The sequence below is a fragment of the Chitinophaga sp. CC14 genome (genome assembly GCF_048957795.1).
Classification (GTDB): domain Bacteria; phylum Bacteroidota; class Bacteroidia; order Chitinophagales; family Chitinophagaceae; genus Chitinophaga; species Chitinophaga ginsengisegetis.
On sequence record NZ_JARBFY010000001.1, the window covers coordinates 504891 to 519482 of the forward strand.

Annotated in this window: 13 protein-coding genes; 6 read left to right on the forward strand and 7 right to left on the reverse strand. The window is 45.1% G+C overall.

Annotated elements, in window-relative coordinates; genetic code table 11:
- Positions 1 to 133: 133 nt before the first annotated feature.
- From purH to carB, 3 genes are all read right to left on the reverse strand, one after another.
- Positions 134 to 1648 carry a bifunctional phosphoribosylaminoimidazolecarboxamide formyltransferase/IMP cyclohydrolase gene (gene purH, locus PV783_RS02140; RefSeq protein WP_420986986.1) on the reverse strand — a complete coding sequence of 505 codons (1515 nt, stop codon included), beginning with the start codon at positions 1646 to 1648 and terminating at the stop codon, positions 134 to 136.
- A gap of 12 nt (positions 1649 to 1660) precedes the next feature.
- On the reverse strand, positions 1661 to 3757 hold the full coding sequence (locus PV783_RS02145) for a ComEC/Rec2 family competence protein (protein ID WP_420986987.1): 2097 nt from the start codon (positions 3755 to 3757) through the stop codon (positions 1661 to 1663).
- Between the two features lie 459 nt (positions 3758 to 4216).
- Positions 4217 to 7033, reverse strand: a complete 2817-nt coding sequence (gene carB, locus PV783_RS02150) for a carbamoyl-phosphate synthase large subunit (RefSeq protein WP_111577308.1) — start codon at positions 7031 to 7033, stop codon at positions 4217 to 4219.
- A 201-nt stretch (positions 7034 to 7234) separates the two neighbouring features.
- On the opposite strand from carB, the gene PV783_RS02155 reads away from it, so the two are divergent.
- The 4 genes from PV783_RS02155 to PV783_RS02170 all read left to right on the forward strand — a co-directional run bounded on the left by PV783_RS02155 (position 7235) and on the right by PV783_RS02170 (position 9936).
- Positions 7235 to 7849 carry a hypothetical protein gene (locus PV783_RS02155; RefSeq protein WP_420986988.1) on the forward strand — a complete coding sequence of 205 codons (615 nt, stop codon included), beginning with the start codon at positions 7235 to 7237 and terminating at the stop codon, positions 7847 to 7849.
- 200 nt (positions 7850 to 8049) lie between these two features.
- A complete protein-coding gene (locus PV783_RS02160; protein WP_079471300.1) occupies positions 8050 to 8292 on the forward strand; it encodes a hypothetical protein in 243 nt (80 codons plus the stop codon).
- Positions 8293 to 8342: 50 nt separating this feature from the next.
- Positions 8343 to 9269: a DUF692 domain-containing protein gene (locus PV783_RS02165; RefSeq protein WP_420986989.1), complete on the forward strand. Its 927-nt coding sequence runs from the start codon at positions 8343 to 8345 to the stop codon at positions 9267 to 9269.
- A gap of 4 nt (positions 9270 to 9273) precedes the next feature.
- Positions 9274 to 9936 carry a hypothetical protein gene (locus PV783_RS02170; protein ID WP_420986990.1) on the forward strand — a complete coding sequence of 221 codons (663 nt, stop codon included), beginning with the start codon at positions 9274 to 9276 and terminating at the stop codon, positions 9934 to 9936.
- On the opposite strand, the gene PV783_RS02175 is transcribed toward PV783_RS02170, so the two are convergent.
- Together PV783_RS02175 and PV783_RS02180 are read right to left on the reverse strand one after the other, a co-directional pair.
- Positions 9931 to 11085: an MFS transporter gene (locus tag PV783_RS02175; RefSeq protein ID WP_079471303.1), complete on the reverse strand. Its 1155-nt coding sequence runs from the start codon at positions 11083 to 11085 to the stop codon at positions 9931 to 9933. The two genes, PV783_RS02170 and PV783_RS02175, sit on opposite strands and share 6 nt — an antisense overlap.
- A 27-nt stretch (positions 11086 to 11112) precedes the next feature.
- Entirely contained in the window at positions 11113 to 11859 is a 747-nt protein-coding gene (locus PV783_RS02180) for a DeoR/GlpR family DNA-binding transcription regulator (RefSeq protein WP_079471304.1), read from the reverse strand.
- 83 nt (positions 11860 to 11942) lie between these two features.
- Here PV783_RS02180 and PV783_RS02185 point away from each other — a divergent pair, with 83 nt between their 5' ends.
- Positions 11943 to 12500 carry a 5' nucleotidase, NT5C type gene (locus PV783_RS02185; RefSeq protein WP_079471305.1) on the forward strand — a complete coding sequence of 186 codons (558 nt, stop codon included), beginning with the start codon at positions 11943 to 11945 and terminating at the stop codon, positions 12498 to 12500.
- Positions 12501 to 12519: 19 nt separating this feature from the next.
- Here PV783_RS02185 and PV783_RS02190 read toward each other — a convergent pair whose 3' ends face one another.
- Positions 12520 to 13059, reverse strand: coding sequence for a hypothetical protein (locus PV783_RS02190; RefSeq protein WP_111577303.1), 540 nt, complete (start codon positions 13057 to 13059; stop codon positions 12520 to 12522).
- A gap of 146 nt (positions 13060 to 13205) precedes the next feature.
- The gene (locus PV783_RS02195; protein WP_079471307.1) at positions 13206 to 13805 is read right to left on the reverse strand and encodes a helix-turn-helix domain-containing protein; all 600 of its coding nucleotides are present in this window, start codon (positions 13803 to 13805) and stop codon (positions 13206 to 13208) included.
- Between the two features lie 490 nt (positions 13806 to 14295).
- Here PV783_RS02195 and PV783_RS02200 point away from each other — a divergent pair, with 490 nt between their 5' ends.
- Positions 14296 to 14571: a hypothetical protein gene (locus tag PV783_RS02200; RefSeq protein ID WP_079471308.1), complete on the forward strand. Its 276-nt coding sequence runs from the start codon at positions 14296 to 14298 to the stop codon at positions 14569 to 14571.
- The last annotated feature ends 21 nt before the right edge of the window (positions 14572 to 14592 follow it).

The following is a 14592-nucleotide window of genomic DNA, read 5'->3' on the forward strand; positions in this document are numbered from 1 at the left end:
TGGTCCTCGCTTTTAGGATGATATTGATTTACAAGTCAACAATACTATTATTATTTTTTGAATATTATAAGATGAAAATAAGAAAGCACCGGGAAATTCCGGTGCTTTCTCTTATAAATTCTCATAATTACCGTTAGTGTCTGAAGTGACGCATACCGGTCATTACCATCACCATATCATGTTCTTTACAGAATTCGATGGAGTCATTATCCCTCATGGAGCCACCGGGCTGGATCACCGCAGTAATGCCATGTTCGTGCGCAATGCTTACACAGTCGTTGAAGGGGAAGAATGCATCAGAAGCCATTGCTGCGCCTTTCAGATCGAAGCTAAACTGGCCTGCCTTTTCAATAGCGTGGCGCAGCGCGTCGATACGGGAAGTCTGACCACAACCTTTACCAATCAGTTGCTGATCCTTTACTAATGCGATAGCATTTGATTTCAGGTGTTTGCAAACGATGTTGGCAAATTCCAGGTCAGATTTTTCAGCCGGTGTAGCTGGACGGGCCCCTACTTCATTCCATTCTTTGTAGTTACCATTATCGCTGTCCTGCAGCAAAACGCCATTCAATACATTTTTGAACATGTATTTGCTCTTTACCGGTTGTTTCTGTTCCAGGAGGATGCGGTTCTTTTTGGCCTGCAGTACAGTAAGTGCATCGGCATCAAAGCCCGGAGCGATCAGGATTTCGAAGAAAATTTCGCTGATGGATTCCGCAGTGGTTTTGTCGATTACCTTGTTGGTTACCAGTACGCCGCCAAAAGCACTTTCCTTATCGCCTGCCAGTGCTGCGTCCCAGGCTTCTTTCAGCGTAGCACGGGAAGCAATACCGCAAACGTTGGTATGCTTGATCACAGCAAAGGTGGTGGCTTCAAATTCCTGGATCAGCTGGCATGCAGCGTCTACATCCACCAGGTTGTTGAAGGATAATTCCTTGCCATGTAGTTTGTTGAAGATTTCGTTGAGGTTACCATAGAAAACACCACGCTGATGTGGGTTTTCACCATAACGGTTCACTTGTCCTTCCGGAATAGAGAGCTGGAAGTTTACGCCCGGCTCATTGTTCAGGAAATACTGGGAGATCGCCACATCATAGTGAGCGCAAACTTCAAATGCTTTAGCAGCAAAGCTTCTGCGGTCTTCAATGGTAGTAGCGCCGTTGTTATCGGTCAGTACTTTTTCGAGGTCGGCGTATTGATCTTTAGAAGCAACAATCACCACGTCTTTGTAGTTTTTGCCGGCTGCACGGATCAGTGATACTCCGCCTATATCAATTTTTTCGATGATGGTTTGTTCTACCGTGGTGCTCTTCACTGTTTCCTCAAATGGATACAGGTCAACAATTACCAGGTCTATTTCCGGAATCTGGTATTCCTTCAGTTGTTCCAGATCCTGTGGATTATCACGGCGGGCCAGAATACCACCGAATACTTTAGGATGCAGGGTTTTAACACGTCCACCCAAAATAGAAGGGTAAGCAGTCAGGTCTTCAACAGCTACACATTTCACACCCAGGTCCTCAATAAATTTTTGGGTACCGCCGGTGGAATAGATGGTAACACCTTGTTCACCTAATTTTTTAACAATGTTCTCCAGGTTATCTTTATAGAAAACGGAGATCAACGCTGATTTAATTTGCTTTTGCATGAATGGAAAACATTAGAAATTAATAACATAGGCTCCCTGGTCCGGAACCGAAAAGAAGCGCAAAGTTAACACGTAACAATCACTTTTCCATTTCTCAATCCTCCGCGAACTATTTGAAGCCGCAAAAATAAGCGTATCAAACGTATAAAAATCACCCAATCGCCTGATATCCAACGATGGATTACGTGTCAATAAAATATAATTGGTCCGGAATTTTTCAGGTGGCGCCCGATCCGGCAATGCGCTGTCTATGATCAGTAGCCGTTTTCCTTCAAAGCTCAGAAAGCGGCCATATTGCTGAAAAGAAGCCGGTTTGCCTGGATGAACGCGCAGGTTTGTGCGTGTATTCAGGAGTTGCTGCGCTACAGGTAATTGCCATACGCTGTCATTACCGGTAAATTGCACGAGGTTACCTTTAATACAGTCAATTGCCGTATAGGCGGGCACGTTATAAACAATGATACTGCATTGCGAGCGGCAGGCTACCACCCAGCTAACGCGGGCGATCAGCAATCCCCAGATACAAAGAAAGCCCATCCACAGGCCGGGCCGGAACCTGACCAGTAGCCACAGTGCCAGTACTGCAATGAGCACATAAAGCAATACCGTTTGCGCCAGTGAACAGTGAATATCCGTGATCAGCGCACCTGGCAGCTCTCCTATCCACCGGATGCAGTTGTTCATTCCGAGAATCATGTATTTCAATGCGCTTCCCAGCCAAACGGCCGGAGTCCCGAAGGGAGCCAGCAACAGCAGCATCACTTCTCCATAAATAATTACGGTAGATAAGGGCACCGCAATCAGATTAGCCGGCAAAAAGTAATTGGGAAACTGGTGAAAGTAAAATAAACTCACTGGTGTAGTGATCAGTTGCGCCGCCAGCGATACCGCCACCATTTGCCAAAGCCAATCTGCCCACCTGTATTTCCATTGGAACAGGCGGTAAATGGGCTGGTAAAAAAGCAGGATACTTAGTACCGCGAGATACGACAACTGAAACCCTGCATCCACAGCCAGGTAGGGATTAAAGCATAGTAATAAGGTAGCCGAAGCGGCCAATGTGTTGTAAATGCTGCTATGCCGGTGCAATACAAAACGCCCGATGGTAATGCCTGTAAACATCACTGCAGAACGAAGTACAGAGGCAGATGCACCGGTGAGTAATGCAAATCCCCACAGCACAAGCAAGATGATCACTGCTCTGGTAATATGCAGCCAGCGATGTGCCGGCAGCCATTGCAGCAACCATAACAAGGTACCATACAACAGCGCAAGATGCATCCCTGAAATAGCAATAACGTGTACAATGCCGGTATTACTATAACGCTGCACTACATCCCGGTCGAGGTCCTGGCGGTAACCAATAAGCAGCGCTTCCGCCATACCGGCTTCTGGTCCGTTTCCAATATATTTCTTCAGGTTATACAGGCAATAATCCCTCGCCCGCAGCAATAACCTGCGCACCGGGTGCCCGCGATTGCGCGGTAACCGGTAAAAATCTCCGTTGCGGAGATACAGCTGCTGATAAACCTGTTGCGTTACCATGTATTGCTGATAGTTAAACGCTCCGGGATTGCCGTTACATTTGATCAATTCAGGCCGTTTCCGGGCGATTAATTCATCTCCGTAATGAAGGGCAGGTGTAAGACTATCCTTGCCCGTATAAAGCAATAAACAGCCCTTTACTGGCATCCATTCGCCTTTCCTGCAGATGGCTATCACTTGTGCTGTGGTTTTAAAGGAACGGGGCTTTTCCTGTGGCGGTTCATTTATACGCAACAGGTAAAACGGCGTGTCTGTAGTGCATCTGTCATAAAACCCTTTACTGTGGCGGAGATCAGCATTATATAACAACAGGCCGCCGCAACAGCTGATCAACATAAAGAGGAGTATTCCCGGCAGCCAGGCGGCGGCAAACCGCCATTGCAGCGGTAGAAAACGAAACACTGATGTCCCTGCCATACAACAGCAGATCGATACAATGTATAAAACAGGATACACCGGGATATACAGCTGAAGAGTGATCCCAGCCAGCAACGGTACAACAATACGCAGAAAAGGCGCACGCTTCCAGCACATCACAACAAACAATGTAGATTCAAATTCCATGTAAGGGTTAACTTTTTATCGGGTAAACAAACCTCGTACTTATACGCAGCAAAAGCGTTTTGGAAATGTTAAAAAGGAAGATATTTTAGCCGCTAATATTTATATATGATAACATGAGAACTTTCACTTTACACAAATAAATTCCGGCAAATCACGCGAGATTAACTTCTTTTTAAGATATTAATAATCAATATATATTATATTATACATTATCTCATCTGTTATTGATTAGTTAACATCTCTTTTAAATATAATATTATTTGTAAACTGCATTACCGGTCACGCTATATGAATTGTATCAAGATTCAATAGTCGTGTCTTTAATGGTTATTTTGAGGGAAAAGAAGGAGCCTGATTTTTATCAGGCTCTGTTCATTTCAGATAAATCGATTTATACATAAAAAAGCCCTTCCGGTATACACCGGAAGGGCTTTTAATATTTGGTTCCTTCACAGGAAACTATTTGCTCAGATACATGCTCTTTTCTTTAAACAGCTGTCTGAAATATGGATCACGCAGATCCTTGATAAAGCGGATCGCTTCTCCCGTAGATTTCATTTCAGGGCCCAGCTCCTTATTTACACCCGGGAACTTATTGAAAGAAAACACCGGCTCCTTGATGGCAAAACCTGTGAGGTTCTTTACAATGGTAAAGTCCTTCAGCTTATTAGCGCCTATCATCACCTTAGTGGCAATGTTCAGGTAAGGTACCTGGTAAGCTTTGGCAATAAATGGTGTAGTACGGGATGCACGCGGATTGGCTTCAATCACAAACACATTACCATCTTTAATGGCAAACTGAATGTTGATCAAACCACGGATATCAAGCGCACGTGCAATCTTTTCCGCATAGTACTCCATAGTAGTTACTTCGATGGGCGACAGGTTGAAAGCCGGCAGCAACGCGTGGCTATCGCCACTGTGGATACCCGCTGGCTCAATATGTTCCATCACACCCATTACATGGAAGTCGGTACCATCAAAAATACCGTCTATTTCCGCCTCCTGGCAACGATCCAGGAAGTGATCAATCAATATCTTGTTACCTGGCAGATGTCTGAGCAGGCTCAGTACAGATTCTTCCAGTTCTTCTTCATTAATAACAATCCTCATACGCTGCCCACCTAACACATAGGAAGGACGTACCAGCACCGGGTAGCCCACTTCTTTCGCCACATCTATAGCGTCGTCTGTGTTGTAAGCGGTACCGTACTTAGGATAAGGAATGCCCAGTTCTTTCAGCATGTCGGAGAAACGGCCGCGGTCTTCCGCAATATCCATATTGTCAAAGGATGTACCGATGATCTTCACACCGTTTGCTTCCAGGCGCTTCGCCAGTTTCAGCGCAGTTTGCCCGCCCAGCTGAACGATCACTCCCTCCGGTTTTTCCAGCTCCACAATTTCCCAGAGATTTTCCCAGAATACCGGCTCGAAGTACAACTTATCCGCCATATCGAAATCGGTTGATACGGTTTCCGGATTACAGTTCACCATGATCGCTTCATATCCGCAATCCTGGATCGCCTGCAAACCATGCGTACAGCAGTAATCAAACTCAATACCCTGGCCAATTCTGTTTGGACCGGAACCGAGTACAATGATCTTTTTCTTATCGGAAGGAATGCTTTCGTTTTCTGTATCGAAAGTAGAATAGAAGTAAGGCGTTTTTGCTTCAAACTCTGCGCTGCAGGTATCTACCATTTTAAAGGTGCGGCGGATACCCAGTTCCTTACGTTTAGCGTATACTTCATCTTCATCGCAATCGCCAAACAGGATAGCCAGCTGCGCATCGGAGAAGCCCATTTTCTTGGCGTCTCTCAGCATATCAACGGAAACAGTCTGCAGATCAAGTTCCAGCAATTGTTTTTCCAGGTTAACGATATCCTGGATCTGGTGCAGGAACCAGCGGTCAATAAAGGTGAGCTGGTGAATATGTTTTACCGATACACCCGCCATCAAAGCATCTTTGATACGGAAGATACGATCCCAGGTTGGACGTTTTAATTTCTCGATCAACTGCTCACTCTTCATGAGTGATTTACCGTAGTAACCCAGTCCCAGTGCATCGTTTTCGAGGCTCTGACAGGCTTTCTGCAGGGCTTCAGGGAAAGTACGTCCGATAGACATTACCTCTCCTACTGACTTCATCTGCAGTCCTAAAGTATCATCAGCTCCTTTAAATTTATCGAAGTTCCAGCGCGGCATTTTAACGATCACATAATCCAGTGCCGGTTCAAAGAAGGCAGAAGTTGTTTTCGTGATCTGGTTCTCCAGTTCATCCAGTGAATAACCAATAGCCAGTTTCGCAGCAATTTTTGCAATCGGGTACCCGGTTGCTTTGGAAGCCAGTGCAGAAGAACGGCTTACACGTGGATTGATCTCGATGGCAATCAGCTCTTCGTTTTCAGGATTGAGGGAGAACTGCACATTACAACCACCGGCAAAGTTGCCGAGGTCGCGCATCATCACCATCGCTTTGTTACGCATGTCCTGGAAAGCAGTGTCGCTCAGGGTCATCGCAGGAGCCACCGTAATGGAATCGCCGGTGTGGATACCCATCGGGTCGAGGTTTTCCACGGTACAAATGATAACAACGTTATCATTCTTATCACGCAACAATTCCAGTTCATATTCTTTCCATCCGAGTACGGCTTTTTCCACCAGTACCTCGTGGATCGGAGACGCTTTCAAACCACGGTCCAGCGCTTCATCCAGGTCTTCTTTACTATGTACAAAACCACCACCGGTACCACCCAGTGTGAAAGAAGGACGGATTACCAGCGGAAATCCGATTTCCTGGGCGAACTCTTTCCCTTCCAGGAAGGAGTTGGCTGTTCTGGCAGGCGCTACAGGTATTCCCAGCCGGATCATCCACTGACGGAACTGTTCGCGGTCTTCTGCCTTATCAATGGCTTTGATGTCTACTCCAATCAGGCGAACGTTATTTTTTTCCCATATTCCCAGTTCGTCTACCTCCTTACAAAGGTTCAGCGCAGTTTGGCCGCCCATAGTAGGTAATACGGCATCTATCTGGTTTTCTTCCAGAATCTGCTCAATGCTTTCCACGGTCAGTGGCAGCAAATAAACCTTATCGGCCATCATAGGATCCGTCATGATGGTAGCCGGGTTGGAATTAATCAAAATCACTTTAATTCCTTCTTCCCGCAGCGAACGTGCTGCCTGGGAACCGGAATAATCAAATTCGCAAGCCTGACCAATAATAATGGGTCCAGAACCGATAATGAGTACAGATTTGATAGATGAGTCTTTTGGCATTTGTGTAATCTATTGAAAATGAAAAACCAAATTGATCTTTCTGCCGTGTGAGGGAACAAAAAAATCGTGCAAAGTTACGGGATTTGAAGTTTATAAACGGAAATAAATTTTGTTTTGGGAGAAGATTTTTTGAAAATGGATTGAATATAGATGGATTTATATAGAAGAAATACGTTATTTGGGAGAAATATCATTCCAGGTATGCAAGAAATTCCTGAAGCGTGGAAAACTGTTTTAAATAAATACGGAGGCCAGGCAACATTTATTGAGGGTGATTATATTCAGCCGAATTACTGCTTTAATTTTGCTTTTAATTATCATCTCACAGAGGGGCACTTATCCTTTTCCTGGAGACACACCAAAAATACCTATGAACAACAGCAAAAATTCAAATGGCACGCAGCCGATGATCCGAGGCGGGAAATTGGAAACATTTATGATACACAAACAGTACTATTGATGGAGCTACCGGCGCAAAAAAACAAGCTGAAAATTTATAATGCCGGTCCGGTCACTACTCTGTTAAGCCGGCTATACTCAGGCAAAATCAGCACAGGCCATGCAGACTTTGACAAAACCTTCATTACCATTGCTAAACCAGCCCTCATAGTGCCCAATCTGATGCCTTATCTGCACTTTTTATTACACCCCTCACTAGCTCCCTCGCTGACGCTTAATACCAGCTGGCAGGATGCACAAACTTCGCTGTTCTACCTGAGACTACAGATCAATCAATTGATAACAGACGAGCAGGACCTCGGATTCATACTGGCCAATACCCATAAACTAACCGACCAATTAAACCAATATAACTAGATATCACCCGGGTATTCCCCGCTCTCCATTTTCCCGTATAAATACTTATCATGATCTCATCTTATTCTCCTAACTTTATCATCCGCAGTTAAAATACTACGCTGCAACCCCAAAAAGACTGGCACTAAATTCTACAACAGCCCTGCCCCGCAGGGAATTCCTCTTTATTTCATATTTAAACACCCCAAAATTCAAACGTCATGCGTACAGCTGAAATTCATTACGGCGACAACGGTCACGTAGATGTTGCCGTTCCAAAAGGCACCAAAATGGAAGACATCACCAAACTGCAATCTATGGTGATCAAACAAATCAATCCCCGCGGATGCCAGGCATGCTTATCCGGCGTTCACTTTAACATCCGGGAAAAACTGGAACAGGTGATCAAAGTGGATCTGGATAAAATGGCTGTCATCAAAGACATTGCAATCAAACAACATTAATGCGGATGCCGTCCCGGCGCCACCGGGACGGCTCTTAAAACCTCCTCACCATGTCACAAGTATTATCAACAGCCAGGGTGGGCCATCTTTATCAGCAAACTATTCCGCAGCTGGGCGTAGGGCTTCTCTACAACCCTTCGCTGGAACTATACCTGGACGCATGCCCCGGTATCTGCGATTATGTGGAAATCATCCCGGATATGTTCTGGACTGATCGCGGGAACAATACGCCGCAACGGTTTGAAGAAATTGAATCGTGGATGAAAGTGCTGGATAAAATAGCTGCCACATATCCTTTAACTTCTCACAATATCTCCTACTCTCTCGGCAGTGCAGGCATCTTCGATAAAAACTATCTCTATAAAATGAAAGAATGGCACGAACGCTATCGCTTCAAATGGCATAGCGATCACCTCTCTTTCGTAAAAGTGCATAACGAACAACAGGAAGAACACAATGCCGGACTCGCCGTGCCGGTGCCCTATGATTACGAAGTGCTGGATATGATCGGCGGTCGCATCAATGCTATCAAACGTTCCATCAGCACACCTTTCCTGGTAGAAAACAATGTGTACTTCATCGACCTGCCCGAACAGGAACTCAGCGAAACAGCCTTTCTCAATGAGCTGTCGCGCGATACTTCCTGCGGCTTGCTGCTGGATATCCATAACGTATACACGAATGCGGTGAATCACCACTTCGATGCAAAGGCATTTATTGCACAGCTGGAATTGGATAAGGTCATCGAAATTCACATTGCCGGCGGAAACGAGATGGCCGGCATGTACACCGACTCCCACGCAGGACCCTGCCCGCCGGAAGTATGGGAGTTACTCGAGTATACGTTACCGTTAGTACCCAACTTATGCGGCATTACTTTCGAGTTTCATGAATCTTATTTTCACCTGCTGCAATTTGAAGGCGTTACCCGTGAGCTGAACAGGGCAAAAGCAGCCTGGAACCTTTATCATACCTGAAACTATGTCACTTTTATCTTTTCAGAAAGCACTCACAGATCTGATTGCCTCCCCGCAATTATGCCTGCAGCTGCGGAATGAGCCGGCAGCGGTATTATCACGGTACGATCTTACCAGCCGCGAACAACGGCGGTTGCAAACAGTGGTATACCAACAGGGCATGTCGGTAAGCTGCACCCTGTACCGGGTAAACAGGATCACACCCATTTACACGATGCTTCCGTATACCTGTTTTTTATTGGGAGAACAGCTGATGCCGGTAATAGAAGAATTTTGGGCCATCGACAACCGTTCAGATCTGCAATTCAAAAGGGAGATCAACATCTTTGGTGAATTCCTGTTACAGAAATTACTGAGCGGGGAAATTGTAAATCCTTACCTGCGGGAAATTGTAGTGATGGAACTGGCCATGAATGAATTGAAATTTTTACCGCGGGAGTTATTAATGGAAACAGGCGATGATGAAACAAGCATACATCCGCTGGTAAGGCTGGTGCCATTTGATCATCCGCCGGAACCCTTGCTCACCGCGCTTGCCGGCATGAAGTTACCTGAGCGGGAAGAAGATACCGGCGAATACTGGCTGATGCTCGATCACCGGGAAGAAGAACTTTCTTTCCGCGCGCTGCCCCATAAAAATGGAGCAGCGGCGGTAGCAGGATTATAATTTGATCCTGGACGACATGACCGCTATAGCAGCGCCCATTACGGCAATCATAGTAAAAGCCACGCCAAGATTGGTAGCCTGCGCTACAAACCCGATCAACGGAGGACCAAAAAGAAATCCGAAATAGCCGATAGTAGATACGGTGGCCAACGCCATTCCTGGTGGCAGTTTGGTAGATTTGCCCGCGGCACTGTATACCAGCGGCACTACTGCAGATACGCCCGCGCCCACCAGCATAAAGCCCAGCATAGCCGGAACGAAGTAAGGGAAGATAACAGCTACCAGCAAGCCACTGGCAGTGAGGCCACCGCTTATCAGCAACATCTTTTTAACGCCAAGCCGTGTAGTCAGGTAATCGGCCACAAAACGTCCGGATGCCATTGTACTCATGAAGGCAGCATAGCCGGCGCCGGACCATCCTTCCCTTACCTGTATCACCCTGCGGAAATATACCCCGCTCCAGTCAAACATAGTACCCTCGCAAATCATAGAGCACATCGCAATAATTCCAAGTGTAAACAGGAAGGCATCCGGTTTGCCAAATAAAGAAGGAGCATTGTTTTCATTGGTTACGCGTACTACCAGCCGGTTCATGGTAATGACAATAAGGATCCAGGAAACTGCGGTAATAATTAAAAAGTGATACACCGGCGCCAGGTGCAAACCTGTCATCCAGGTACCAAAAGCCGCCCCGGTAAAACCCGCTACACTCCACAATCCGTGAAACGAAGCCATAATGGAACGGCCGTACATAGCCTCCACACCTACTGCCTGTGTGTTCACCGCAATGTTGGCGAGGTTACCGAAAAAGCCAAAGAACACCAGGAATACGCTCAACTCCCAGGAAGTATGCGCAAGACCAAGCACCGGCAACACCGCCGCATACGCGACCGCTGCAATGAGCAATATCTGGCGGCTGCCATATTTCGATACCAGTATGCCGGCAACCGGGAGGGAAATAATAGAGCCCACCGGAAGTGCCAGCAGCACACTTCCCAGCCCGGCATCATTCAGGTTTAATGCCAGCTGAATATCCGGAATGCGGGAGGCCCAACTGGAAAAACATAGTCCGGTTAAAAAAAACAAGGCGCTCACCGCAATGCGTGTAGCTCTTTTATTAATCATTACCATCGATAGATCGTGTAACATCTTCGGTCAGATAAAAGTTAAAATTGATCAGATTACCTGTATTCCCAGGTTAATATACGGTTTCAGAGATGGCAGATCCGGATTGTCTGTAATAATAGTATCCAAACCTGTAATATCGCATACTTTAAAAGGTTCTGCCGTACCCATTTTATCACTGGTAGCCAGTGCAATGGTTTTATTGGCAGATTCCACCATCACGCTTTTCACATCTGCTTCCCCAAGATCCAGGCCCGTTACGCCTGCATCCGGATGCAAACTGCAGATGCCCAGAAAGCAAATATCCGCCCGCATTTTTTCCAGCATGCGGATGGTATCCATTCCACCGGCTGTTTGGGAATCCTTACCAATCAACCCGCCGGTGAAAATTACTTCAATCACAGGATGCTCTATCAGCTGTGCTACGATAGGTACGCTGTTCGTAATAACGGTAATATGAAGATTAGAAGGAAAGAGTTTAGCCAGCATTAAAGTAGAGGTACCCCCATCGAGAATAATGGTTTGCCCGTTGTGCAGGTACGCCAGGGCTTTGGTGGCAATATGCTTTTTATCATCTTCATGATATACGATACGCTCTTTAAAAGAGTAAGGATTCGGCGAATGCGGGATGGCGCCTCCCCTTACTTTGATCAGCTGCCCGTTTTGCGCCAGGGATTCGAGATCCCTGCGCACCGTATCTTCCGATACCTGCAAATCGCTGCTAAGCTCTGTTTGCAGCACTTTATGATCTGTTTGCAGCTTTTTGAGGATATAATCCAGCCTTTCCTCTCTCAACATGCTCATGCTATTTTATGCAATATTATGAAAGATTATGCAATAATTTGCAGAATATCGCATAACTTTGCATAAAATAGCAAAATATGGCAAGAATAGCAATCGACATGGACAATGTAATGGCAGACCTTACCCAACATCTGCTGGACGTATACGCAAAGGAATATGGCGAAGTAATAGATCCGGAGCGTTTGAACAACATCCCGGAAGGCAGCGCTTTCCCGGAAGGAGTAGCAATGAAAATATTAAGTGCCCCGGGATTTTTCAGGGGGATACCGGTAATGGCCGGCAGCCAGGAAGTAGTAAAGGCGCTGGCAGAACAACACGAGGTTTTCGTTGTATCTGCAGCTATGGAATTCCCCCTGTCGCTGGCGGAGAAACATGCGTGGCTGAATGAACACTTCCCTTTTATCAGTTGGAAAAACATCGTATTCTGCGGTTCCAAAACCATTGTGGAAGCGGACTACATGATTGACGATCACGATAAAAACCTGAGTACCTTTAAAGGAACACCACTGCTGTTTACAGCACCGCACAACTTACCCCTTACAGATTACAAACGGGTAAATAACTGGGAAGAAGTAGCTGAATATTTTGCGCTCAGTCCTGTACAAAACGAAAAACAATTGCTGGCTGTCAACTAAAAGCCGGCAATTACCCGGCTTACCTGGCTTCCAGGGTATTAATCCTTTTTTCAAGGGTATTTACTTTACGGGCGTATTGTTGTACCTCCATACACTTGTCCAGGTACGCCTCCACCCAGTTAACGCCCTGCTTCAGGGCTTGTGGGTCTGTAAAGTAGCCGGGGGATAATTGCAGGTGCTCCTGCAACAGTTCCAGCTGCACGTGGCTGAATTGTGCGGAGTCCAGCCATTCCTGTATTTCATCCAACGATAAATGCAGCAGCGCTGCCAGTTGCTTATCTTTTATTTTCTGCTTCGCAAGATATAACTGCAGCAGCTCACCCTGATGCCAGGTATTTCCTTCCAGTGAATTCCAGTGGTAAAAATCTTCCAGTGTAACAGGAACGGCAGCCAGCAACAGATCCAGCTTTTCTCTTTTGATAGACGCCTGTGAAAAATAACGATACAGACCCTGCGGGGTTAGTTTAACTTTCCTGGCATAATGCAGGATCACAATTTCCTTATGCCTTAATATACGCCGCAACCTGGCGCCTGCATGAACATAATATGGAACTGACATTTATACAACTCCTGTTTTGGTGAAGAATGGGGTGTATACAAATATAATACTTTTATATTCTCAAAACAGTGGTTGTCCTCTTGAATTTTAAAGCGCACCGGCTATAAACTATCAACAAATATCATTATAACAAACAAGTGGTAGTTTTAATTGTTTTGTTTGCGGAAAGCCGCCAGTTCTTTCTTTATCTGCAACAACTCGTCTTTCAGTGCAGCATGACTTTTCAATAACTGTGTATATTCTTCCAGCTGCTTATAATATTTTTCTCTCAACAGCATCATTTCTTCGCTATCCGTGTTGCGGGCTTCCTGTACAACACCTGGATTAAGAAAGCTATCCACAGTCATATCCAGCCCTTTCGCTACCCTGTCCAGCTCATCAGGTGAGAAGTTTTCTTTCTCAAATAAATTATACATCGTGCGGCGGCTCATGTCCAAACGGCCTGCCAGCTTACTTTTATTCAATCCTTTTTCCGCAATGATATGCTGCAAACGTTCCCCGTGATGTATACTTTTACCATTCGTTAATTGCATGGCGCCGTTCCATCTCATAAACTCCTCGGGGGTTATACCAATAAGGGCACAAAAACGCTCCATAGTAGCGCGTTTCATGTCACTCTTCCGCAAGTGATAATGAGCGATTTGATTTGTAAAACCGGCCATAGTGGCGAAATCAACAATCTTTATTTTCTTCTGCTTCAAGATCTGTTTCAACCGGTGTCCCATGTGTATCAGGCTCGACTGCATCCCTTTTCATTTTAAATTATGATGCTACATACAGGATGACCTGTCGTATTATCGTATAATTTAACAATTAATATTTCATTCTGTAAATAAAAATATCAATTTAACGAAAAAAATATAAGTCCGTAAGTAGCCCTGGCCAACAAATACCTGTACTAACTATAAAGGGTATACGCAAAAAGATAACAAGAAATATTTATCGATTTAATAGCGCTGAAATCAGAATGATAATAAGCAGGATTATTGTGTAAGCAATACACATCATTTACAGAATAACGAATCATAAACAAAAGGGTAATAATTCTCTCAAACCCGCTACTGCAAACAGTTACATCATTCCATATTTTTTTTGAAGAAAGTAATATTTTATAATTATAAATTGCATTATTATAAATACATTTGCTTACACCTTAAAGTAACTTTAAAACATGTTCTACTATTCCGACAATTCATTTGTTAACCATATCCAATCATTCTGAAAACAATACCCATTATGAGCAAAGAACCAATAAATGTGCTACTTGACATTCATACCAAACTTTCCAGTCTTCCTGTGCTGTTCAGGGAGAAAGTATGTGAAGAATGCAACTGGAGCACACCCACATTTTATCGCAAGATGCGCGGAAGAGATAAACCCAATCCAAATGAGAAAGGAAAAATCATTCCGGCACTCAGCAATGCGGAAAAGCAACGAATCATTGAAATTATGGAAGAAGTATTTGCATCCGGCGAAGATGACCTGGAAAAATACCGGAAACCTTCCAAATGATCACTGTTGCCTTTCATCCCG